Origin of the sequence: Pseudomonas sp. HMSC063H08, assembly GCF_001813645.1 — a bacterium.
Lineage (GTDB): Bacteria > Pseudomonadota > Gammaproteobacteria > Pseudomonadales > Pseudomonadaceae > Pseudomonas > Pseudomonas aeruginosa.
The window spans coordinates 1,045-21,503 of record NZ_KV813534.1 but is presented as its reverse complement, the minus strand read 5'-3'; the positions used below and the strand labels follow the sequence as shown (position 1 = coordinate 21,503).

20 protein-coding genes are annotated in these 20,459 nt (G+C 68.3%); 7 read left to right on the top strand and 13 right to left on the bottom strand.

Annotated features, from left to right (window positions below):
• Positions 1 to 319 precede the first annotated feature (319 nt).
• The 4 genes from HMPREF2924_RS22430 to HMPREF2924_RS22415 form a co-directional block, all read right to left on the bottom strand.
• Positions 320 to 1,240: a SphA family protein gene (locus HMPREF2924_RS22430; RefSeq protein WP_003130004.1), complete on the bottom strand. Its 921-nt coding sequence runs from the start codon at positions 1,238 to 1,240 to the stop codon at positions 320 to 322.
• 33 nt (positions 1,241 to 1,273) lie between these two features.
• Entirely contained in the window at positions 1,274 to 2,692 is a 1,419-nt protein-coding gene (locus tag HMPREF2924_RS22425) for an OprD family porin (protein ID WP_003130003.1), read from the bottom strand.
• Positions 2,693 to 2,773: 81 nt separating this feature from the next.
• Positions 2,774 to 3,454, bottom strand: coding sequence for a hydrolase (locus HMPREF2924_RS22420; RefSeq protein ID WP_003111283.1), 681 nt, complete (start codon positions 3,452 to 3,454; stop codon positions 2,774 to 2,776).
• Positions 3,455 to 3,550: 96 nt separating this feature from the next.
• Positions 3,551 to 4,411: a pirin family protein gene (locus HMPREF2924_RS22415; RefSeq protein ID WP_003089646.1), complete on the bottom strand. Its 861-nt coding sequence runs from the start codon at positions 4,409 to 4,411 to the stop codon at positions 3,551 to 3,553.
• 100 nt (positions 4,412 to 4,511) lie between these two features.
• On the opposite strand from HMPREF2924_RS22415, the gene HMPREF2924_RS22410 reads away from it, so the two are divergent.
• Positions 4,512 to 5,450, top strand: a complete 939-nt coding sequence (locus HMPREF2924_RS22410) for a LysR substrate-binding domain-containing protein (RefSeq protein ID WP_003105956.1) — start codon at positions 4,512 to 4,514, stop codon at positions 5,448 to 5,450.
• A 3-nt stretch (positions 5,451 to 5,453) separates the two neighbouring features.
• Here the strand turns inward: HMPREF2924_RS22410 and treA are convergent, their stop codons facing one another.
• On the bottom strand, positions 5,454 to 7,091 hold the full coding sequence (gene treA / locus HMPREF2924_RS22405) for an alpha,alpha-trehalase TreA (protein ID WP_003122365.1): 1,638 nt from the start codon (positions 7,089 to 7,091) through the stop codon (positions 5,454 to 5,456).
• 358 nt (positions 7,092 to 7,449) lie between these two features.
• Between treA and HMPREF2924_RS22400 the strand changes: the two genes are divergently transcribed.
• From HMPREF2924_RS22400 to HMPREF2924_RS22380, 5 genes are all read left to right on the top strand, one after another.
• Entirely contained in the window at positions 7,450 to 7,875 is a 426-nt protein-coding gene (locus HMPREF2924_RS22400; protein WP_003111287.1) for a DUF2231 domain-containing protein, read from the top strand.
• Positions 7,868 to 9,187, top strand: coding sequence for a PQQ-dependent sugar dehydrogenase (locus HMPREF2924_RS22395; protein ID WP_003130002.1), 1,320 nt, complete (start codon positions 7,868 to 7,870; stop codon positions 9,185 to 9,187). The genes HMPREF2924_RS22400 and HMPREF2924_RS22395 overlap by 8 nt, the downstream gene beginning before the upstream one ends.
• 178 nt (positions 9,188 to 9,365) lie before the next feature.
• Entirely contained in the window at positions 9,366 to 10,775 is a 1,410-nt protein-coding gene (locus tag HMPREF2924_RS22390; RefSeq protein WP_003089638.1) for an aspartate aminotransferase family protein, read from the top strand.
• A 77-nt stretch (positions 10,776 to 10,852) separates the two neighbouring features.
• Positions 10,853 to 11,071 carry an MbtH family protein gene (locus tag HMPREF2924_RS22385; protein ID WP_003089636.1) on the top strand — a complete coding sequence of 73 codons (219 nt, stop codon included), beginning with the start codon at positions 10,853 to 10,855 and terminating at the stop codon, positions 11,069 to 11,071.
• Positions 11,072 to 11,836: a thioesterase II family protein gene (locus tag HMPREF2924_RS22380; RefSeq protein ID WP_003089632.1), complete on the top strand. Its 765-nt coding sequence runs from the start codon at positions 11,072 to 11,074 to the stop codon at positions 11,834 to 11,836.
• Between the two features lie 99 nt (positions 11,837 to 11,935).
• Here the strand turns inward: HMPREF2924_RS22380 and HMPREF2924_RS22375 are convergent, their stop codons facing one another.
• The 8 genes from HMPREF2924_RS22375 to HMPREF2924_RS22340 are packed head-to-tail and all read right to left on the bottom strand — an operon-like array spanning position 11,936 to position 18,120.
• Positions 11,936 to 12,853 carry a metal ABC transporter solute-binding protein, Zn/Mn family gene (locus HMPREF2924_RS22375; RefSeq protein ID WP_003111290.1) on the bottom strand — a complete coding sequence of 306 codons (918 nt, stop codon included), beginning with the start codon at positions 12,851 to 12,853 and terminating at the stop codon, positions 11,936 to 11,938.
• On the bottom strand, positions 12,850 to 13,755 hold the full coding sequence (locus HMPREF2924_RS22370; protein WP_003106903.1) for a metal ABC transporter permease: 906 nt from the start codon (positions 13,753 to 13,755) through the stop codon (positions 12,850 to 12,852). The genes HMPREF2924_RS22375 and HMPREF2924_RS22370 overlap by 4 nt, the downstream gene beginning before the upstream one ends.
• Entirely contained in the window at positions 13,752 to 14,507 is a 756-nt protein-coding gene (locus tag HMPREF2924_RS22365; protein WP_003106905.1) for a metal ABC transporter ATP-binding protein, read from the bottom strand. Before HMPREF2924_RS22365 ends, HMPREF2924_RS22370 begins: the two co-directional genes overlap by 4 nt.
• Positions 14,504 to 15,457: a metal ABC transporter substrate-binding protein gene (locus HMPREF2924_RS22360; RefSeq protein WP_003113055.1), complete on the bottom strand. Its 954-nt coding sequence runs from the start codon at positions 15,455 to 15,457 to the stop codon at positions 14,504 to 14,506. The genes HMPREF2924_RS22365 and HMPREF2924_RS22360 overlap by 4 nt, the downstream gene beginning before the upstream one ends.
• A gap of 32 nt (positions 15,458 to 15,489) precedes the next feature.
• The gene (locus HMPREF2924_RS22355; RefSeq protein WP_003089625.1) at positions 15,490 to 16,050 is read right to left on the bottom strand and encodes a DUF6162 family protein; all 561 of its coding nucleotides are present in this window, start codon (positions 16,048 to 16,050) and stop codon (positions 15,490 to 15,492) included.
• Entirely contained in the window at positions 16,047 to 16,376 is a 330-nt protein-coding gene (locus HMPREF2924_RS22350) for a hypothetical protein (RefSeq protein WP_003089624.1), read from the bottom strand. The genes HMPREF2924_RS22355 and HMPREF2924_RS22350 overlap by 4 nt, the downstream gene beginning before the upstream one ends.
• Positions 16,373 to 16,912, bottom strand: coding sequence for a hypothetical protein (locus HMPREF2924_RS22345; protein ID WP_003130001.1), 540 nt, complete (start codon positions 16,910 to 16,912; stop codon positions 16,373 to 16,375). The genes HMPREF2924_RS22350 and HMPREF2924_RS22345 overlap by 4 nt, the downstream gene beginning before the upstream one ends.
• Positions 16,909 to 18,120: a PepSY-associated TM helix domain-containing protein gene (locus HMPREF2924_RS22340; protein ID WP_003130000.1), complete on the bottom strand. Its 1,212-nt coding sequence runs from the start codon at positions 18,118 to 18,120 to the stop codon at positions 16,909 to 16,911. The genes HMPREF2924_RS22345 and HMPREF2924_RS22340 overlap by 4 nt, the downstream gene beginning before the upstream one ends.
• A 318-nt stretch (positions 18,121 to 18,438) precedes the next feature.
• Between HMPREF2924_RS22340 and HMPREF2924_RS34770 the strand changes: the two genes are divergently transcribed.
• On the top strand, positions 18,439 to 20,459 hold a 2,021-nt coding region (locus HMPREF2924_RS34770), incomplete at its 3' end, for a condensation domain-containing protein (protein WP_256567974.1).

Sequence of the window (20,459 nt, the reverse complement as noted above, 5' to 3'; positions counted from 1 at the left end):
TAGGTGTTCCACCACCTGCGGCCCGCGTCTTTTTTGCCCTCAGAAAATAGAGGGCAGTGCCGTTCGGTCCTGTCCCTGCGGGACGGATTTGCCGGCCCCTCCATCATCCTCCTACTGGGTTTTTATCCAATTCCCGGGCTTCTGAGAGAGCCTGCGGAAATGTCCGGGGGTGCTGTCCGGCGTTTCCGGGGTGTGTAGGGCGAATAACGCCATGGGCGTTATCCGCCGATGTCGCGGATAAGCGGCGGATAACCGCGAGCGGTTATTCGCCCTACGGAGTTGGGGAGGTGTCGGCGTTTCCAGGGTGTTATCCGCCGATTCAGAACGCCAGCAGGTAGCGCAGGGTCAGTTGGTTGCCTTCGCTGCGGTTGCGCGCGCCGCTTTCGGCGTAGAGGTTGGCGAACAGCGTTTGCCTGCCCTGGCTGTACATCACCCCCGGGCCTATGCCGAAGACCTGCTCGCGCGAGTCGGCCTGCCGGTGGCCGTCGATGCGGTCGGCGCTGATCTGTTTCAACTGGTAGCCGGCCAGGCCGATCCGCCAGTGCGGGTCCAGCGCGTAGGAGATCGAGAAGTTCGCGTGCAGCGCCTGTCCCGGCTGTACGTCGTTTGCGCCCAGGCGCGGCGAGGGGTCGTCGTTGCGGCTGATCCAGGCGTAGTGCAGGCGGCCGCTGAGTTCCAGGCGCTCGCCCAGTTCCCAGGTGAAGGCGTAGTGCGGGTTGAAGATCCAGGTGTTGCTGCCGGTGTTGATCGCGGCGTCCTTGTCGTAGTCGCCGGTGGGCAGGGAGAAGACGAAGTTCAGGCGCTGCCAGTAGGGGCGGCCGAACAGCGTAGCGGGCCCCCATTGCAGCATCAGCGGACTGACGATCAGGTCGCCCTGGCGGGGGCGCCGGCCGTCCGGGCCGCCGTCGATATCGAGGTCCAGGCGTACCAGCGGCAGCAGCACTTCGGCGCCGTAGTGGGCGCCGAGCAGGGTGTTCTGGCTGAGGTAGGCGAAGTGCGGCAACAGCATGGTGCCACGAACCCGTTGCCGACCGGGAACCGAATGCCCGCCGGCGTCGCTGGCGTTGTTTGCCCGAACGTATTGCAGGGGCAGTTCGAAGAGCATGCCGGGACGGCTGACGCCGTCCATGAAGCTGGCGTTGCCGAGCGCCAGCGGCGGCAGCGCGACGGCGTCGGCGCGGGCCTCCAGGCAGAGCGCGGCGGAGAGGGCGCCGAAGGTGGGTAGCAGGGCTGCACGCATGAGGGAGTTTCTCTTTTTTCTGGTTCCGTGGGTTCAGAGCAACCTGATCGGGTAGTCGACCACCACCCGGTATTCGTCGGAGCTGGAGTTGCCGCGGGTGTTGCCGGGGGCGGTGTAGCCTTCGCCGGGGCGGTGGGTGGCCCAGCGCAGGGTCACGCTGAGGCCCTTGGCCGGGCCGGCGGGGAAGGCGTAGCGCAGCGACAGGTCGCGTTCCCAGTGCTGGGCGTTCTTGCCATTGGGGTTGTAGAGGTAGCCGTAGCCCGCGCTGTCCGGGTCGACCCGGGTCAGGTCGGCCTGGCCACGGCCGTAGGCGGCGCCGAACTGCCAGTCCGGGGCGGCGAGGAAGGCCAGGCTGGCCTGGTACTGGATCTTCCACGAGCGCTCGCCGGGGCCGTTGAAGTCGGCGTACTGCATGGCGTTGCTTTCGTAGAGGAAGGTCCGGTCGTTCTGCGCGATGAAGTCGAACGGGGTGTCGCCATCGACCTTTTGCAGGCTGAGGCTCAGCGACTGGCCGCCGCCGGCCAGGGTCAGCCCGGCGTTGTAGAGGTCGTTGTCGATCCGGCCGAGCTGGCTGCGGCCCTGGTCGCGGGTCTTGTAGTAATGCAGCCAGGGCGTCAGGGTCAATTGGCTGGAAAGCCGCCACGGCTGGCTGAGGCCGAGGTAGTGCTGGTTCCAGATATCCTCCAGGCGGCCGCTGTAGAGCGTTGCCTGGCTGCCGCCGGGGGCGCTGTAGCTGGCGCCCAGCCAGGCGATGTGCGGGCTTTCGCGATCGGCGGCGATACCGCCCTTGGTGCCGTTGCCGTAGCCGCTGGTGAGATGACTGTGGCCGCTCTGGTTGCGTAGGCGGGTGGCTTCGACGAAGCCGGCGTCCAGTTCGAACGCGCGGAAATGGTAGTTCTTCAGGGTCACGCCACGGTAGCTCTGCGGCACCATGCGACTGACGCCGCTGGCGATCACCGGGTTCTCCAGCAACTGGTCGCCGATCTTCAGCAGGCTGTCCAGGCCGCGCAGCTTGAGGGCCGCGCCGGCCGCCGAGAAGCTGTCGGCGGGGCGACCGGCGGAGTCCAGCGGCAGCACGCCGGCACCGCCGCTGCCGCCACCGCCGTCCAGGCGCAGGCCGTAGAAGGCGTGCGCATCCAGGCCGATGCCTATCGGCGTGTCGGTATAGCCGGAGCGGAACGACAGCATCAGGCCCTGGGCCCATTCGCGCTGGTCGCGGCGGGACGGGGTGTCGTGGTTGTCGCGGGCGAAATAGTAGTTGCGGAGGAAACCGTTCAGCGTCGAGCCTTCGACGAAGCCCGGCGGCACCTTCATTTCGGCTTTCTGCCGCTGGTTCAGGCCGGTGCTGATGTTGTCGCGATGGCCCAGGGAGTCGTCGGCGAGGGTCGAGCCCGGACCTATGGCAAGGGCAAGGCAGAGCGTAGCCCCGCGCTTCGTGGAGGAATCAGGCATGGGTCCGGTCCGTAGTCGTTGCTGTCCACCAGGCTCCCGCTCGGCAAAAGAAGGGGCGTGCAGCCCCTTCCTTCCCATGGATCACTTGCGCTGCGAATCCAGTTGCTCGTGGTTGTTGACCACGGCCTGGGCCTTGGCGTAGCTCTCGATCAGCAGTTGGTAGTGCGGGAAGACCGCGCTGTAGGCCTCGGCGAACTGCACAGCGTCGTCGCGGTTCCAGGTGCGCTGGATTTCCGAGCAGACCGCGGCGGTGTCCATCGGCACCACGCCGGCCTGGACCACCCGTGCCAGGGTGATTTCCTGGGCCATCTTGGAGTAGGTGCCGGAGGCGTCGATCACCGCGAACACCTGGTAGCCGTCGTGTACCGCGGCGATGCTGGGGAAGGCCATGCACACGCTGGTGATGGTGCCGGCGATGATCAGTTGCTTCTTGCCGGTGGCCTTCACCGCGGCGACGAATTCCGGGTTGTCCCAGGCATTGATCTCACCCTTGCGCGCGACGTACTGGGCGTGCGGCGCGGCCTCGTGGATCTCCGGGATCAGCGGGCCGTTGGGGCCCTGCGGTACCGAGGCGGTGGTGATCACCGGGATCTTCGCCAGGGTGGCGACCTTGGCCAGGGTGGTGGCGTTGGCGCGCAGTTCGGTCATCGGCATGTCCTTGACCGTCTGGAACAGGCCGCTCTGGTGGTCGATCAGCAACATGGCGGCGTTGGCCGGATCGATCTTCGGGGTCTGGCCGTTGAAGTTGGCGGGAGCGCTCATTTCCATTTCCTCTTGCAGGGTGGTCGTCCGTGAATTTCGGGCAAAGCCCGGCCGGGCCCGCGCTTCCTGCGCGGGCCATGTCGTAGGGGGCGGACTTCAGTGGGCGCGGATGAAGCGCCCGTTCTCGAAGTCCTCGATGGCCTGGTCGATTTCCTCGCGGCTGCTCATCACGAAGGGGCCATAGCCAATGATCGGCTCGTCCAGCGGCTCGCCGCTGAGCACCAGCAACTGCACGTCGTTGTTGGCTTCCAGTTCCAGCCGCGGGTCGTCGCGGTCGAGCAGGGCGACCTGGGCTTCGCGAACGATCTCGTCGCCGACCGCGAGGGTGCCGCGCAGGACCACCACGGCGCAGGTATGTCCCTTGGGCAGGTCGAGGGCGAGGTGCTTGCCGGCCTTCAGCTGCACGTCCCAGACCGCCAGCGGCGAGTGGGTCAGCGCCGGCCCCTGGTGGCGGCCGTAGCGTCCGGCGATCACCCGCAGTTCGCCGGCCCTGTCGGGCAGGCCGACGCGGGGAATGTCGGCATCCAGCAGGGTCTGGTAGCGCGGCGGGTTCATCTTGTCGCTGGAGGGCAGGTTGACCCATAGCTGGACCATTTCCAGCGTTCCACCTGTGCTACGGAAGCGTTCCGAGTGGTACTCCTCGTGGAGGATCCCGGAGGCCGCCGTCATCCACTGCACATCCCCCGGCCCGATGCGTCCGCCGGCGCCGGTGGAGTCGTGGTGCTCGACCTCGCCCTGGTAGACGATGGTCACCGTCTCGAAGCCGCGATGAGGATGCTGGCCTACGCCGCGGCGCTGCTGTGCGGGGGGGAAATCAGCAGGCCCGGCGTAGTCCAGCAAGAGGAACGGGCTGATATGCTGGCCCAGTGTGTTGTAGGAAAAGAGCGAACGAACGGGGAATCCGTCGCCCACCCAGTGGCGGTTGGCGTTGCCGTAGATTCCCAGGACCTTTTTCACGTCGGTGCTCCTCGATTGAGTCGATGGAGCGATACGCTAGTTCCCGGGAGTGGGAACCGGTAGTCCGCAAATCAAGTCTCAGAGTCTCGCAGGTGGAACGATGAGTGGTGAGCTGGTGTTCGATCTGAACGCGCTTTTCATCTATGCCAAGGTGGTCGAGCACGGTGGCTTCGCCCCCGCCGGGCGGGTGCTGGGGATTCCCAAGTCGACCATCAGCCGCAAGGTCGCGCAGCTCGAGGCGCGCCTGGGCGTACGCCTGGTGCAGCGCTCGACGCGGCAATTCCAGGTGACCGAGATCGGCCAGGCCTACTACCGTCATTGCGTGGCGATGACGGTGGAAGCGGAGGCTGCCGAGGACGTCATCGAACAGAACCGCTCGGAGCCGTGCGGAATGGTCCGCCTGACCTGCTCGACGCCGCTGCTGCACTTCGAACTGGCGCCGATGCTGGCGCGCTTCATGGCGCAGTATCCGAACGTCGAGCTGTACGTGAAGACCTTCAATCGCCGGGTCGACGTGATCGCCGAAGGCTACGACATCTCGCTGTCGCTGCGTTTCCCGCCGCTGGAGGACAGCGACCTGGTGATGAAGGTGCTGGCACGCAGTCCGCAGGTGCTGGTGGCCAGCCCGGAGCTGCTGGCCCGCTACCGCCCGCCGGAGCTGCCGGCCGACCTGTCGGCGATGCCCTACGTCGGCTGGGAGCGTTCGCGCCTGGACGGCAGCCTGCGGCTGGTCGGCGCGGATGGCAGCAGCGCGGCCCTCAACCTGCGCCCGCAACTGCTCAGCGACGACCTCGGCACCTTGCGCCAGGCGGTGCTGGAGGGCGTCGGGATCGGCGGCCTGCCGCTCTGCGTGGTCAGTCGCGACCTGGCCGAGCGCCGGCTGGTGCGGGTGCTGCCGGAGTGGACGCCGGTGGAAGGCATGGTGGTGGCAATGTTCCCTTCGCGGCGCGGGCTGTTGCCTTCGGTCCGCGCGCTGATCGACTTTCTCGCCGCAGGCTTCGCCGACGCCGCGCAGCGCCAGTACCCGGCGCCGGGCTGAGGCTCAGCGACCGGCGCCCGGGCCGTAGAGTCGGAGCAGTTGCAGGGTCACGCCGTTGGACCAGCCGAAGCCGTCCTGCAGCGGGTACTCGCCACCGCCGCCGCCGCCCTGGTTGCCGCTGATGTCGTATTTCTCCACCAGTTTTCCTTCGCGGTCGTAGACCTGCTGCACCTGGGCGAGGAATCGCCGGCCGATGTCTTCCGCCAGGGCGTCCCGGCCGTAGGCGCGCAGGCCCTGTACGGCGACCCACTGCAAGGGTGCCCAGCCGTTCGGCTCGTCCCATTGCTGGCCGCTGGCACGGGTGGTGGTGGCCAGTCCGCCCGGGCGCAGCAGTTGGGCGGCGACGCTGTCGGCGGTACGACCGGCGCGTTCGGCGGAGGCCAGCCCGGTGAATAGCGGGAAGAGGCTGGCGGCGTTGATCCGCTCGATGGGCCGCCGGCGTTGCCAGTCGTAGTCGGCGTAGTAGCCCGCCGGGTGCCAGAGGTGGTCTTCGATGGCCTGTCGTCGCTTCTCCGCGCGGGCTCCGTAGCCTTGCTCGCAGGCCTTCAGCGCGCTGCTGGCGCAGGCCTTGGCGATGGTTCGTTCGAGATGGTAGAGCAGGGCGTTGAGGTCCACCGGGACGATGGCGGTGGTGCGGATGCTGGCCAGTTCGCGGCCGTCGTCCAGCCAGCGGGAGGAGAAGTCCCAGCCGCTTTCCGCGCCGGCCCGCAGGTCGCGATAGACCTCGCCCGCGGGGCGCTGCGGGGCGCGCGCGGCGGTCGCCCGGTCCTCCAGGAAGGACTCCTGGCGCGGTGTGTCACGGTTGTCCCAGTAGCGGTTCAGCAGGCTGCCGTCGGCCAGTTTCACCACGTGCAGGCGCGCCTCGTTGGGGCGCAGCCCGGCGGAGCCTTCCATCCAGTAGGCGTATTCCTTCTGTAGCTGCGGCAGGTAGCGCCGGTAGGCGGCGTCGCCTTCGCGTCTTGCCTGGAGGTCCACCATGTAGGCGAAGAACGGCGGCTGCGAACGGCTCAGGTAGTAGCTGCGGTTACCGTTGGGAATGTGCCCGTAGGTATCGATCAGGTAGGCGAAGTTGTCGAGCATGTCGCGCACCCGCTGGTGCTGCCCGCTCTCCGCAAGGCCGAGCATGGTGAAGTAGGAGTCCCAGTAGTACACCTCGCGGAAGCGTCCGCCGGGGACCACGTAGGGTTTCGGCAGCGGCAGCAGGCTGCTGTGGGCCGGCACCTGCTCGTAGTGGCGGGTCAACGCCGGCCACAGGTCGCTGATGTGGCTGGCGAGATCGGCGCCCGCTTCCGGCGGGGCGGTCTCGACGCTGCCGGACTCCTCGAAGTTGCGGCCGACGAAGGCGCGCAGGTCGAAGCCGGGCCGCTCCCTCTCGCGCAGGTAGTCGGCGCGGATCCGTGCAGGCTCGCGCAGCGGGAGCGCATCGACGAAGTGTTTCTGGTCGCTGAACAGCCGGCTCTCCTGCACCGCCTGGAACAGCTCGGGATAGGCTTCGTCGGGGGCGATCGCGCGTTCGCCGCTGGCGTCCTGCCAACCCCAGGACGCGGGCGGGGTAGGCGCCGGGCCCTGGCTGCAGGCCGCCAGCAGGAGCAGGACCCAGGCCGCGAGCATGGCGCGGGGTAGAGCGGTTCGATCAGGCATCGGCTGTCTCCTCTTCGGCAAACGCCGGGCGCGGATCGGTCGCCGGCGGGGTGCGCCTGGGGCGGCGCGGCAACCCGGCGGGAGGGCCGGGAAGGGCGCTACCCCTGTTTCGGTGAGTCGCGGCGCACGAAGTTCCATCGGAAGGATCGCCAGCGTACCTATCGCTTCCGACAGGTCCTTGCGGATGAACTCCAGCGCTTCGTGCAGGTCCGTCGCAGAAGGGGCGCGAGCCCCCCAGTCGCCGTTTCGCCGTGCCGTTCCCCGCTGCCCGCGCCTTGCGCAGGGCCTCGGCGGTTCGAATCTCCTGCCCATCCCTTCACGTCGGGAAGCCTGCGTTTCCCGAGAGGAGTGTTTCGCAATGGCCACCGCACTACGCTTCAGACCCCTGGACGCCTTCTACAACGTCCTCAACCCGGTTCCCTTCGGTTTCTTCGTCGCCGCCCTGGTCTTCGACGCCACCTATTTCGCCACGGCGGAGGTGATGTGGGGCAAGAGCGCGGCCTGGCTGATCAGTCTCGGCCTGCTGTTCGCCATCCTGCCCTGCGTCGTCGACCTGTGCCGCGTATGGCTGCTGCGGCGCGCGGCGGTCGTCGCGGCGGCCAGGGTTTCCTCCTTGCTGAAGTTCGCCGGCATCGTCCTGGCCATCTTCAATGCCTTCGTGCACAGCCGCGACGCCTATGCGGTGATGCCGGCCGGGCTATGGCTGTCGATCGCGACGGTGCTGCTGCTGGCGCTGGGAGAGGCGCTCCTGGCGGTATCCGCGGAGGAGGTGGCGCATGGCTAGCCTCCACTCGCTGCGCCCCGTCGCGCTTGCCCTCGGCCTGGTCCTGGCCGGCTGCAACCAGGGGTCGCAGAACGATCCGCAGCAGCAGACCGGCGCCAATCCGGCGCTTCCGGAACCGAAGCACTTCCTCCTGCCGCCGATGAAGGTACCGGAAGGCGTGGGCTGGTCGGGAGAGGCCAAGCCGACGGTGGCCCAGGGCCTGAAGATCGAGAAGATCGCCGATGGCCTGCAACACCCTCGCCAGTTGCTGGTCTTGCCCAACGGCGATGTGCTGGTGGTGGAGGCCAACTCGCCCGGCACCGCGCCGGTGACCACGCCGAAGCAACTCATCGCGGGGATGGTCAAGGGCCAGTCCGGCAAGGCCGGCAAGGGCGGCAACCGCATCACCCTGCTGCGCCGAGCCGGCGCCGAAGGCCAGTGGCAGAAGTACGTGTTCCTGGAAGGGCTGGACTCGCCGTTCGGCGTGCAGCGGGTGGGGGATTACCTGTATGTCGCCAATACCGGGAATATCATGCGCTACCGCTACGTGCCGGGTGAAACCCGGGTCGCCGACCCGGGGATGGAGTTCACCGACCTGCCGGACACCATCAACCACCACTGGACCAAGGCGCTGCTCGCCAGTCCCGACGGGCGCAAGCTCTACGTGGGCGTCGGTTCGAACAGCAACATCACCGAGAACGGCGCGGCGATCGAATACCGTCGCGCGGCGATTCTCGAGGTGGACGTCGCCAGCCGCGGCAGCCGCATCTACGCCTCCGGCCTGCGCAACCCGACCGGCCTGCAGTGGGAACCGGTCTCCGGCAAGCTGTGGACCATCGTCAACGAGCGCGACGAGATCGGCAACGACCTGGTCCCGGACTACCTGACCTCGGTACGGGAGGGCGGCTTCTACGGCTGGCCCTACAGCTACTTCGGCCAGCACCTGGATTCGCGGGTGAAGCCGCAGCGTCCCGACCTGGTGGCGAAGGCCATCGTCCCCGACTACGCGCTGGGTTCCCACGTGGCCGCGCTGGGCCTGTTCTTCTACACCGGCAACGAGTTGCCCGAGCGCTATCGCAACGGCGCCTTCGTCAGCGAGCACGGCAGTTGGAACCGCTCGCCGGTCAGCGGCTTCCAGGTGGTCCATGTGCCGTTCGCCGACGGCAAGCCCGCCGGTGCGCCGCAGCCGGTGGTGACCGGGTTCGTCTCCGCGGACGAGAAGCAGTTGTTCGGCGCGCCGGTGGGGTTGGCGCAGGCGGCCGACGGCGCGTTGCTGATCGCCGACGACGTCGGCAACGCGATCTGGCGGGTGAGCGCTGCGGGCACCGACTAGCGGCCCGCTCGACGGTGTCCGGGCCGGAGCTGGCGGTCCGGGCACGGTGCTGCGGTCCGGCGCAGTAAATCCGTGCGTCCCTCCTGCGTCTCCTGTGCATCCGATCCGCGAATGCCGCCCCTGGCGGCCGGATCGCCGGTTGCCAGTGGAACACCACCACGCCTTGAGGGTTGAAGACATGCACGTCGCCACCAGCGTCATCGAAGACCAGCCGCTCCGCGCCACCCCGGCGGAGGGCGAAACGCTCTACGAGTTCTCCCAGTCGCCCTTGCTGGAACGGCAAAGCCGCCAGGAGTCCAACGCGCGCAGCTATCCGCGGCGGATTCCGCTGGCGCTGAAGAAGGCCAGGGGGCTGCTGGTGGAGGACGTCGAGGGGCGTACCTTCATCGATTGCCTGGCCGGCGCCGGCACCCTGGCGCTGGGGCACAACCATCCGGTGGTGATCGAGGCGATCCGCCAGGTTCTGGCCGACGAGCTGCCGCTGCACACCCTCGACCTGACCACCCCGGTGAAGGACCAGTTCGTCCAGGACCTGTTCGGCCTGCTGCCGCCGGCGCTGGCCGCCGAGGCGAAGATCCAGTTCTGCGGCCCGACCGGCACCGACGCGGTGGAAGCCGCGCTGAAACTGGTACGCACCGCCACCGGGCGCAGCACCATCCTGTCGTTCCAGGGCGGCTACCACGGCATGAGCCAGGGCGCGCTGGGGCTGATGGGCAATCTCGGACCGAAGAAGCCGCTGGGCGCGGTGCTCAGCACGGGCGTGCAGTTCCTGCCGTATCCCTACGATTACCGTTGCCCGTTCGGTCTCGGCGGCGAGGCGGGGGTCAAGGCGAACCTGCACTACCTGGAGAACCTGCTGAACGATCCGGAAGGCGGCGTGCAGTTGCCGGCGGCGGTGATCGTCGAGGTGGTCCAGGGCGAGGGCGGCGTGGTCCCGGCCGATCTCGACTGGCTGCGCGGCTTGCGGCGGATCACCGAGCAGGCCGGGGTGGCGCTGATCGTCGACGAGATCCAGAGCGGCTTCGCCCGTACCGGCAGGATGTTCGCCTTCGAGCACGCCGGCATCGTCCCCGACGTGGTGGTGCTGTCCAAGGCTATCGGCGGCAGCCTGCCGCTGGCGGTGGTGGTCTACCGCGAATGGCTGGACAAATGGCAGCCCGGCGCCCACGCCGGCACCTTCCGCGGCAACCAGATGGCCATGGCCGCCGGTTCGGCGGTGATGCGCTACCTGAAGGAACACGACCTGGCGGCCCACGCGGCGGCCATGGGCGAGCGCCTGGCCGAGCACCTGCGCATCCTCCAGCGCGACTATCCGCAACTGGGCGATATCCGCGGTCGGGGGCTGATGCTCGGGGTCGAGATCGTCGACCCGCAGGGCGAGGCGGATGCCCTCGGTCATCCGCCGACCGACGGCGCCCTGGCCTCGCGGGTCCAGCGCGAGTGCCTGAGGCGCGGCCTGATTCTCGAACTGGGCGGCCGCCACGGCAGCGTGGTGCGCTTCCTGCCGCCGCTGATCATCGGCGCCGAACAGATCGACGAGGTGGCCCGGCGTTTCGCCCGCGCCCTCGGCGCGGCGCTGGCCGGCTAATTTTCCCGCCGGGCTTTTCGTTATCCAACGCAAGGGCCGTGCTGCGCGCGGCCGTTCGATCCCATCAGGAGCAAGCAATGACTTCAGTGTTCGACCGTGACGACATCCAGTTCCAGGTAGTGGTCAACCATGAGGAGCAGTATTCCATCTGGCCGGAATACAAGGAGATTCCCCAGGGCTGGCGGGCGGCCGGCAAGAGCGGCCTGAAGAAGGACTGCCTGGCCTACATCGAGGAAGTCTGGACCGACATGCGCCCGCTGAGCCTGCGCCAGCACATGGACAAGGCGGCCGGCTGAGTGGGCGGTACGCCCGTACGGCTGTTCTGCCTGCCGTATTCCGGCGCCAGCGCCATGACCTACAGCCGCTGGCGGCGCAAGCTGCCGGCCTGGCTGGCGGTGCGTCCGGTGGAGTTGCCGGGGCGCGGGGCGCGGATGGCCGAGCCGTTGCAGACCGACCTGGCGAGCCTGGCGCAGCAACTGGCGCGCGAGCTGCACGACGAGGTCCGCCAGGGCCCCTACGCGATGCTCGGCCACAGCCTCGGCGCCTTGCTCGCCTGCGAGGTGCTGTATGCCTTGCGCGAGCTGGGTTGCCCGACGCCGCTGGGGTTCTTCGCCTGCGGCACCGCGGCGCCGTCGCGACGCGCCGAGTATGACCGCGGTTTCGCCGAACCGAAGAGCGACGCCGAGCTGATCGCCGACCTGCGCGACCTGCAAGGTACGCCGGAAGAGGTGCTGGGCAACCGCGAGCTGATGAGCCTGACCCTGCCGATCCTGCGCGCCGATTTCCTGCTCTGCGGCAGCTATCGTCACCAGCGGCGCCCGCCGCTGGCCTGTCCGATCCGAACGCTTGGCGGCAGGGAGGACAAGGCCAGCGAGGAACAGTTGCTGGCTTGGGCCGAGGAAACCCGCAGCGGTTTCGGACTGGAGCTGTTCGACGGCGGGCACTTCTTCATCCATCAGCGCGAGGCCGAGGTGCTGGCGGTCGTCGAGCGCCAGGTCGAGGCCTGGCGCGCGGGGCAGGGCGCCGCGGCGTTGGTGGTGGAGTCGGCGGCGATCTGCTGATGCCCGCGAGGGCGCCATAGGCCCTGCGGCGGGTCCGATGTCGACGAAAAAAAGGCCGGTGAGCAGCGCTCCCCGGCCTTTTTCGTTACGAGGCGCGGCTCAGCCTTTACCGGCCAGCAGCCCTTCGACTATCGCTTTCATGTCGCTTTCCAGGCCGGCCACCGGGTCCGCCGCCTCGGTGTCCACCACTACCAGGCGTGCGCCGCTGGCGGCGATGGCATCGGCGAGGGGCTTGGGTGGCTGGCGATGGTGCAGGACCAGGGCGATGTCCTCGCTCTTCAGCTCCTCGGCGAAAGCCTGGATATTGGTCTCGGTCCAGCCGTCGTCGGCCTGGATCTCCACGTCCAGCGGGTCCAGGTTGAGCCCGGCGAGCAGGTAGCCGAGGCGTTCGGAGAGGCTGATCACGCTGAGGTTGTCGGCCTTCGCCAGGCGAGTCTCGTTGCTGGCGGTCGCTTCCAGCAATTGCTTCTTCAGTGTCGCCAGGTTGGCCTGGATGGTCGCTGCGGCGCCGGGCGCCAGGCGTTCCAGGTCGCTGGCGAGGACGTCGGCCATGCGCCCCAGGTTGGTCGGGTTGAGCCAGGGGTAGGCATGCAGGTCGCTGCCGGGGCGCAGGGCGATGCCGGGCAGGGCGCCGTCCACCGGACGCGCGGCGTCGATCTCGACGATACGGATATTGCTACGGCGGGCCAGCGGGTAGAGCGGGTCGTCGCTCCAGATCGAGCGCAGGTCGATCACCGCGTCGGCCTGCCCGGCGGCCTTGGCCAGGCCGCCGGCGCCGCGCCCGGCGAAGAACGAGGCCTGGCGGCTGGCCGGCAGGTTGGCCGGGGCGACCCGTTGCAGCTTGACCTCGGTGTCCCGCAGCAGGCGTTCGGCGAGGGCGTGGGTGACCGGCAGGCTGGCCAGTACCGTGACTTGCGCGGACTGGGCCGCGGCCGGCGTCGCGGCGAGGGCCGGGAGCGGGCCGGCGAGTCCGGCGCAAGCCAGGGCCAGGGCGAGGCAATGGGGTTTCAGGTTCATCCGGGGGTTCCTTTCAGGTGCGGCAGGCAGCCGCGAGCGATGGCGGCGAGGCCGAAGGCCAGGCCGGCGACCAGGATGATCGCGGCGCCGGAGGGAATCGGCAGGTCGAACATGATCGGCAACAGGATACCGGCCAGCGTGCTGACGGTGGCGATCAGCACCGCCAGCCAGAAGAACCCTTTCAGCGACTGGCTGACCAGGCGCGCCGCCGCCGCCGGGATCACCAGCAGGGCTCCGACCAGGATCGCGCCGATCACTTTCACCGCGGCGACGGTGACCAGGGTCACCAGGGCTACGAACAGGTAGTCCAGGCTCTTCACCGCGACCCCGCGCACCGCCGCCAGTTGCGGGTTGAAGCTGGCCAGCATGATGCGGTTGTACAGCGGCAGGGCCAGGCACGGCACCAGCACGGCGACCGCCGCCAGCACCGCGAGGTCATGGCCGTTCACGGTCAGCACCGAGCCGAACAGCACGTTCTCGAGGATATGCACGTTGATCTTGCCCGCCAGCACCAGCAACAGGCTGGCGCCGAGCGCCAGGGACACCGAGAGGAACACCCCGATCAGGGTGTCCGGGGCCAGGCCGGTACGGTTGCGCAGGTAGTTGAGCAGGACGCCGAACAGCAGGCAGTAGCCGAACAGGCTGCCGTAGGGCCCGGTGTAGGGCTCGCCGAGGAGGATGCCGATGGCCACGCCGGTGAGCGCGGCGTGGCCGACCGCCTCGGAGAAGAAGGCGAAGCGCTTGACCACCACCAGGGTGCCGAGGCCGCCGAGCACCGGGCCGATCAGCAGGCCGGCGAGGAGCGCGTTGACGACGAAGCCGTAGGCCAGGGTCTCTGGCAGGTAGCCGGCGGCGGCCCAGGCCTGGACGGCCTGGCGCAGTTGTTCGTAGGCGTCGTTCATCGGCTGGCCTCCGCGTTCTTCCGGGGCTGGGTGGAGAACAGCGTGAGCAGGCGTTCCGGGGTCAGGCTGCTGGCCGCCGGACCGTCGAACAGCAGGTGGCGGTTGAGACCGCTGACCCGGTCGGCGAGGCGGCCGACGGCCTCCAGGTCGTGCTCGATCCAGAGCACGGTGACGCCGGCCTGGCGCCAGTCCAGCAGCAGCCGCTCGAAGACCTGGATGCCGCCCTCGTCGAGGGCCGACATCGGTTCGTCCAGCACCAGCAGTTGCGGCGGCGGTACCAGGCCCTGGGCCAGCAGCACGCGCTGGCGCTCGCCGCCGGAGAGGGCGCCCATGCGCCGACCGCGCTTGGCCAGCATGCCGACCCGTTCCAGGGCCGCGTCGATCGCCGGGCGCCGGCTGCGCGACAGGCCGAGGAAGGCCGGACGGCGCTGGCACATGGCGGCCATGAAATCGTCGACGGTGAGCGGCAGGCCGCGGTCGAACTCCAGCGCCTGCGGCACGTAGCCGATGCAGCCGGGCGCGCCGGGCCACTCCAGGCGCAGCTCGCCGCGATGCGGCATCTGCCCGAGCAGGGTCTTGACCAGCGAACTCTTGCCGCCGCCGTTCGGTCCGACCAGCGCGTGCACGCTACCGGCCTCGACGCGCAGGCGCACGCCATCGAGGATGCGGCTGCCGCCGAGGCTCAGGTCGATCCCGGCGAACTCGATGGCCGGACCGCAAGGCGTGGCGCAAAGCCGTTCGGCCACGGTCATGCGCCGGACTCCTGGATGGCGCGGACCACGGTGTCGAGGTTGCGCGCCATTTCTTCCTCGTACTTGCCGGCGCTGTAGTCGCCATAGGAAATGTGCGACAGCGAATAGAGCTTCACCCCGGACTCGCGCTGGATGGTCTCGACGTAGGTGGAGGGGAAGTCGATCTCGGAGAAGATCACCTTCACGTCCAGCGCCTTGAGCTGGTCGATGGTCTTCTTCAACTGGCTCGGACTCGGCTCGATGCCGTGGGCCGGCTCGACCACGGCGGTGACTTCCAGGCCGAATTCGCGCAGCAGGTAGTCGTAGGCGCCGTGGATGGTGGCGACGCGGAAGTCGGCGGCCGGGGCCTTGTTCAGCCGCGCCAGGGCGTCGGCGCGCAGGGCCCGCAGGCGCTTGGCGTAGGCCCGGGCGTTGCGGGTGTAGGCCTTGGCGTTGGCCGGGTCGAGCTTGCCCAGTTCGCGGGCGATGGTGTTGACCTGGGTGATCGAGGCGCTGATGGACAGGAAGGTATGCGGGTTGACCACCTTGCCGGCGCCGCGCGCGGCCATGCCGGTGGCGGCCAGCAGCGGCACCTTGGCGTTCGCCTCGATCACCGGGATGCCGGGCTTTTCGCTGGAGGCGATCATGCGCTCGGCGAAATCGTCGTGGCCGACGCCGTTGAGCACCACCACGTCGAGCGTGCCGATGCGCTTGATGTCCTCGGCGCGCGGCTCGTAGGCATGCGGGTTGAAACCGGCGGGGATCAGCGGCACCACCTCGGCCTTGTCGCCGACGATGTTGCTCACGTAGCTGTAGTAGGGATGCAGGGTGATGCCGATGCGCAGGCGCTTGCCGTCTTCGGCCTGGGCCAGCGGGGCGAGCAGGGCCAGCAGCAGGGCGGCCAGCAGAGCACGGCCCGGGAGGAGGGCGGCGAGGCCGCGCGGACGGGATGAGCGACGGGAGAACAGCATGGAAAAACGCCTTCTGTGGAGTCGATGTGCGATCAATGGCGGTGCTGACGGGTCACGCCGGCGTCGAAGCGGCTGACCACCTGGCGCCAGCCGGCATCGGCCAGGGCTCGGGCGTCGCCCGGTACGGCGCCGGCAGCGGCCGCGGCGGGCTTCAGCCAGACTTCGGCGGGGCCGAGCAGCAGGAGGAACGAGCCGGCCACCTCGGGCTTGCCGCTGACGCCCAGGTAGCTCGGACGTCCGGCGGTTTCGCCGTGGCTCCAGCGGTGCTCGCCGCGGCTGCTCGCGGCGACGTCGGCGACGAAGGGCGGGAAGCCCTCGGCGGCCAGTTCGTCGACGGAGGGCGCGGCTTCGCCGTCGTCCAGGCGCGCCTGGATGTCTTCGGCGGCGACCTGCAGGTCGGCATAGATGCCCTGTTCGGCGGCATTCAGGTCGAGCCGGGCGTCCACCTGGTGGGCGTCCAGGGCTTGCGCTTCATGGGACTGCTGGCGCAGCCCGACCACCGTGGCGGCGAGGGCCAGGATCAGCACGCTGCCGAGCAGTACGTAGAGGGTCTCGTGACCGGCGCCGGCCGGGCGGACGGTTTCGACGCTCATGGCGCGGCGATGTCGGCGTGGTCGATTTCCACCACGTGGCCGGGACCGGCGTCGAACAGCACGTAGAACTCGCCGTCGGGACGCTTGAAGGTCAGGGTCGAGTCGGCGCCGAGCTTGCCGGGAACCAGGATCTGCTCGTCGTAGCCGATCACGTCGAGGGTTACGCCGGGGGCGCCGCTGCCGTCGGAGAAGCCGCCCTTGCAGCGGATCTCGCCGGCCTGCACTTCCTCGCATTCGCAGATCGGGTTGTGCGCCAGGGCCGCGCCGCTCAGGCCGAGCAACAGGGCGGCCAGGGGCAGGCGCCAGGGGCGGGTGTGGATGCTCATTGCTTACCTCGTTTGTTCAGCCAGGCCACGGTGGCGGGGGATGCCTCGGCCAGGGGAATGGAAGCCTGGTGCATGGAGCCGTCCCAGCCTTCCATGGTGATCCACAGCTCGGCGTCGGGCCGGGTGCGCGGCGGGATCGGCACGCTGGTGCCCATGCGGTAGGGGCTGCCGAAGAAGATCACCCCGGCGGCACGCAGGCTGCGCGGCTTGCCGATGCGCAGGTAGGTCGCCTTGACCTGGGGAATGCAGGCCTGGCAGAGGGCGGCATTGAAGTCCTTCATGAAGCCGGCGGGGCCTTCGTCGTGCGGCGGTTCGATACGCATTTCCGCCAGGCGCAGGCTCCAGGGGCCGACCTGGATCTCGCCCGCCTCGCGTTCGCCGAGGCCGCTGGTACCGCGGAACAGTGCCACGTCGGCGAAATAACGCGGCATGAAACCGAGCGGGATCAGGATCAGCAGAACGTTCAGGTGGAAACGCCAGCGCAGCCAGAGCTGGCGCAGCGGCGAAACGGGCTGGGCAACGGCGGCCTTGCTCATGGCTGTCCCTCCGCGGTCTGGTTGGTCATTACCGACGCCGGCTTGGCCGGTTTCGGCTGGCGCGCCGGGCGCTTGCCGCGCTTGACCAGCGCGGCGGTGGCCTGTGCGGTGCGCTTGCTCCAGATCAGCAGGCCGCTGAGCACCATCATGCTCAGCAGCAGGCCGAAGACGAACCAGATCAGCTTGACCCAGATACCGCCGAAATCGCCGGTGTGCAGGGGACGCATGGATTCGGTGACGAACTCCAGCGGGGTGCGGTCGCCGAGCAGGCGGGAAGACTCGATCCTGCCGTTGTAGGGATTGATCGCTGCCGACTGGTACATCAGCGGGTACCAGCCGCGGCCATAGACATAGAGCGGGCTGTAGGCGTTGCCGGGGAGGAACAGCCCGCTGGCTTCCAAGCCGGAAATGTCCCGGGTGGCGATGCGCACGGCCTCGTCGAGGTCGATCTGCACAGCCGGCTGGCCGGAAGGCGAGAGCGGCACCTCGCTGCGGGCGATGACCGGCGGCGGGCCTTCGCTGGAGAGAGTGATGTGATTGTCGGCGAGGATCGCCTGGATCAGGAACCAGGTGCCGGTGATGGAGATCACGGCGATGAACCAGATCGACCAGATGCCGCTCAGGCGGTGGAAATCGCCCCAGAAGATGCGCGCGCCCTGGCTGATGCGCAGGCGTGGTCTGAAGAAACCCTTCCAGAATCGTTTATAGACCACCAGACCGGTGACCAGCGAGGCCAACATCGGCAGGCCGAGCAACGAAACCAGGTACCAGCCCCAACTGTAGCCATTGTTGAACGGAACCAGCCACCAGCCGTGCAAGGCACGGGTGAACTGGCGGAAATCGAAGTGCGGGCTCTTGCCCTGGATGGTACCTGTGTAGGGATTCACGTAGAGCGCAGCGCTGCTGCCGTCGGGATAGCTGACATCCACGGTCAGGGCGAAGTGGGATTCGTCGGGGCGTTCGATCGATTCGACCTTCAGCTCGGGCCGGGTCTGATTGATGCTGGCGAGGACCTGGCTGTAGCTCAGCGGTTCGGCGGAGTCGCTTGGCTTGCTGGCACGGATTTCCGGGTTGGCCAGCCAGACGATCTCCTGGCTGACCACCGCCAGGGTGCCGGTGACGCAGACGATCAGGACGAAGAACCAGATGGGCAGGGCCAGCCAGCTGTGGACGAGGAACCAGAGTCTGGAGCGGGACTTTTTCGACATGAGGCTAACGGTAGGTTAGGGGTCGTGGGCACCGACCATGGGTTGCGGGGACTGGATGCGCCCCGTTCATCCATATAGGACGAATGAGGCCGGTAGAACCTGAAGGGGAAGATGAAAGCAAATGTTTCGCAGTTGCTTTCAGCCTGGTGCCGGCGGCTTGTCCGAGGGCTTCCGTAAACGCCTGATGGCTATGCAAAAAAACCGATCGGCCAAGGTGCGACCGGAAGTCGCTGTCCGGTTAATTTTCACGATGTGTCGTCCGTTTCACATGAATGACCGAGCCCCGCGCTCGTTGCCCATGTGCACGGAAGAAGACCGATGAACGCAGAAGATTCCCTCAAGCTCGCCCGCCGCTTTATCGAACTACCCGTTGAGAAGCGTCGGGTCTTCCTCGAAACCCTGCGAGGGGAGGGAATCGATTTCTCGCTGTTCCCGATTCCGGCCGGCGTGTCTTCGGCCGAGCGCGACCGCCTGTCCTACGCCCAGCAGCGCATGTGGTTCCTCTGGCACCTGGAGCCACAGAGCGGCGCCTACAACCTGCCCAGCGCGGTGCGCCTGAACGGACCGCTGGATCGCCAGGCGCTGGAGCGCGCCTTCGCCAGCCTGGTGCAGCGTCATGAAACCCTGCGTACGGTGTTCCCGCGCGGCGCCGACGACAGCCTGGCGCAGGCGCCCCTGCAACGCCCGCTGGAGGTTGCCTTCGAGGATTGCAGCGGCCTGCCCGAGGCCGAGCAGGAAGCCCGCCTGCGCGAGGAGGCGCAGCGCGAGTCGTTGCAGCCGTTCGACCTGTGCGAGGGGCCGTTGCTGCGGGTCCGCCTGATCCGCCTGGGCGAGGAGCGGCATGTGCTGCTGTTGACCCTGCATCACATCGTGTCCGACGGCTGGTCGATGAACGTGCTGATCGAAGAATTCAGTCGTTTCTACAGTGCCTATGCGACTGGCGCGGAGCCCGGCCTGCCGGCCTTGCCGATCCAGTACGCCGATTACGCCCTGTGGCAGCGCAGCTGGCTGGAGGCCGGTGAGCAGGAGCGCCAGCTGGAGTACTGGCGCGGCAAGCTCGGCGAGCGGCATCCGGTCCTGGAGTTGCCGACCGACCACCCGCGTCCGGCGGTTCCCAGCTACCGTGGCAGCCGTTACGAGTTCAGCATCGAGCCGGCCCTGGCCGAGGCCCTGCGCGGCACCGCCCGACGCCAGGGGCTGACCCTGTTCATGCTGTTGCTCGGCGGCTTCAATATCCTCCTGCAACGCTATAGCGGGCAGACCGACCTACGGGTCGGCGTCCCCATCGCCAACCGCAACCGCGCCGAGGTGGAAGGGCTGATCGGCCTGTTCGTCAACACCCAGGTGCTGCGCTCGGTATTCGACGGCCGCACGTCGGTGGCGACCCTGCTGGCCGGGCTCAAGGACACCGTGCTTGGCGCCCAGGCCCATCAGGATCTGCCGTTCGAGCGCCTGGTCGAGGCGTTCAAGGTCGAGCGCAGCCTGAGCCACAGCCCGCTGTTCCAGGTGATGTACAACCACCAGCCGTTGGTGGCCGACATCGAGGCGCTGGACAGCGTGGCCGGCCTGAGCTTCGGCCAGCTCGACTGGAAGAGCCGTACCACCCAGTTCGACCTGAGCCTGGATACCTACGAGAAGGGCGGCCGCCTGTACGCCGCGCTGACCTACGCGACCGACCTGTTCGAGGCGCGGACCGTCGAGCGCATGGCGCGGCATTGGCAGAACCTGCTGCGCGGCATGCTGGAAAACCCGCAGGCCAGCGTCGACTCGCTGCCGATGCTCGATGCCGAGGAGCGCTATCAGTTGCTGGAAGGCTGGAACGCCACTGCGGCCGAGTACCCGCTGCAACGCGGCGTGCACCGATTGTTCGAGGAGCAGGTCGAGCGCACGCCGACGGCGCCGGCGCTGGCCTTCGGCGAGGAGCGCCTGGACTACGCCGAGCTGAACCGCCGGGCCAACCGCCTGGCGCATGCCTTGATCGAGCGCGGGGTCGGCGCGGACCGCCTGGTGGGCGTGGCCATGGAGCGTTCCATCGAGATGGTCGTGGCCCTGATGGCGATCCTCAAGGCCGGCGGCGCCTACGTGCCGGTGGACCCGGAGTATCCCGAGGAGCGCCAGGCCTACATGCTGGAGGACAGCGGCGTGCAACTGCTGCTCAGCCAGTCGCACCTGAAGCTGCCGCTGGCGCAAGGCGTGCAGCGGATCGACCTGGACCAGGCCGATGCCTGGCTGGAAAACCATGCCGAGAACAATCCGGGGATCGAGCTGAACGGCGAGAATCTTGCCTATGTCATCTACACCTCCGGTTCCACCGGCAAGCCCAAGGGCGCCGGCAACCG

Coding starts and splice junctions, on each gene's coding strand:
- HMPREF2924_RS22430 (WP_003130004.1), bottom strand. CDS start 1,240: ATGCGTGCAGCCCTGCTACCCACCTTCGGCGCCCTCTCCGCCGCGCTC.
- HMPREF2924_RS22425 (WP_003130003.1), bottom strand. CDS start 2,692: ATGCCTGATTCCTCCACGAAGCGCGGGGCTACGCTCTGCCTTGCCCTT.
- HMPREF2924_RS22420 (WP_003111283.1), bottom strand. CDS start 3,454: ATGAGCGCTCCCGCCAACTTCAACGGCCAGACCCCGAAGATCGATCCG.
- HMPREF2924_RS22410 (WP_003105956.1), top strand. CDS start 4,512: ATGAGTGGTGAGCTGGTGTTCGATCTGAACGCGCTTTTCATCTATGCC.
- treA (WP_003122365.1), bottom strand. CDS start 7,091: ATGCCTGATCGAACCGCTCTACCCCGCGCCATGCTCGCGGCCTGGGTC.
- HMPREF2924_RS22400 (WP_003111287.1), top strand. CDS start 7,450: ATGGCCACCGCACTACGCTTCAGACCCCTGGACGCCTTCTACAACGTC.
- HMPREF2924_RS22395 (WP_003130002.1), top strand. CDS start 7,868: ATGGCTAGCCTCCACTCGCTGCGCCCCGTCGCGCTTGCCCTCGGCCTG.
- HMPREF2924_RS22390 (WP_003089638.1), top strand. CDS start 9,366: ATGCACGTCGCCACCAGCGTCATCGAAGACCAGCCGCTCCGCGCCACC.
- HMPREF2924_RS22385 (WP_003089636.1), top strand. CDS start 10,853: ATGACTTCAGTGTTCGACCGTGACGACATCCAGTTCCAGGTAGTGGTC.
- HMPREF2924_RS22375 (WP_003111290.1), bottom strand. CDS start 12,853: ATGAACCTGAAACCCCATTGCCTCGCCCTGGCCCTGGCTTGCGCCGGA.
- HMPREF2924_RS22370 (WP_003106903.1), bottom strand. CDS start 13,755: ATGAACGACGCCTACGAACAACTGCGCCAGGCCGTCCAGGCCTGGGCC.
- HMPREF2924_RS22365 (WP_003106905.1), bottom strand. CDS start 14,507: ATGACCGTGGCCGAACGGCTTTGCGCCACGCCTTGCGGTCCGGCCATC.
- HMPREF2924_RS22360 (WP_003113055.1), bottom strand. CDS start 15,457: ATGCTGTTCTCCCGTCGCTCATCCCGTCCGCGCGGCCTCGCCGCCCTC.
- HMPREF2924_RS22355 (WP_003089625.1), bottom strand. CDS start 16,050: ATGAGCGTCGAAACCGTCCGCCCGGCCGGCGCCGGTCACGAGACCCTC.
- HMPREF2924_RS22350 (WP_003089624.1), bottom strand. CDS start 16,376: ATGAGCATCCACACCCGCCCCTGGCGCCTGCCCCTGGCCGCCCTGTTG.
- HMPREF2924_RS22345 (WP_003130001.1), bottom strand. CDS start 16,912: ATGAGCAAGGCCGCCGTTGCCCAGCCCGTTTCGCCGCTGCGCCAGCTC.
- HMPREF2924_RS22340 (WP_003130000.1), bottom strand. CDS start 18,120: ATGTCGAAAAAGTCCCGCTCCAGACTCTGGTTCCTCGTCCACAGCTGG.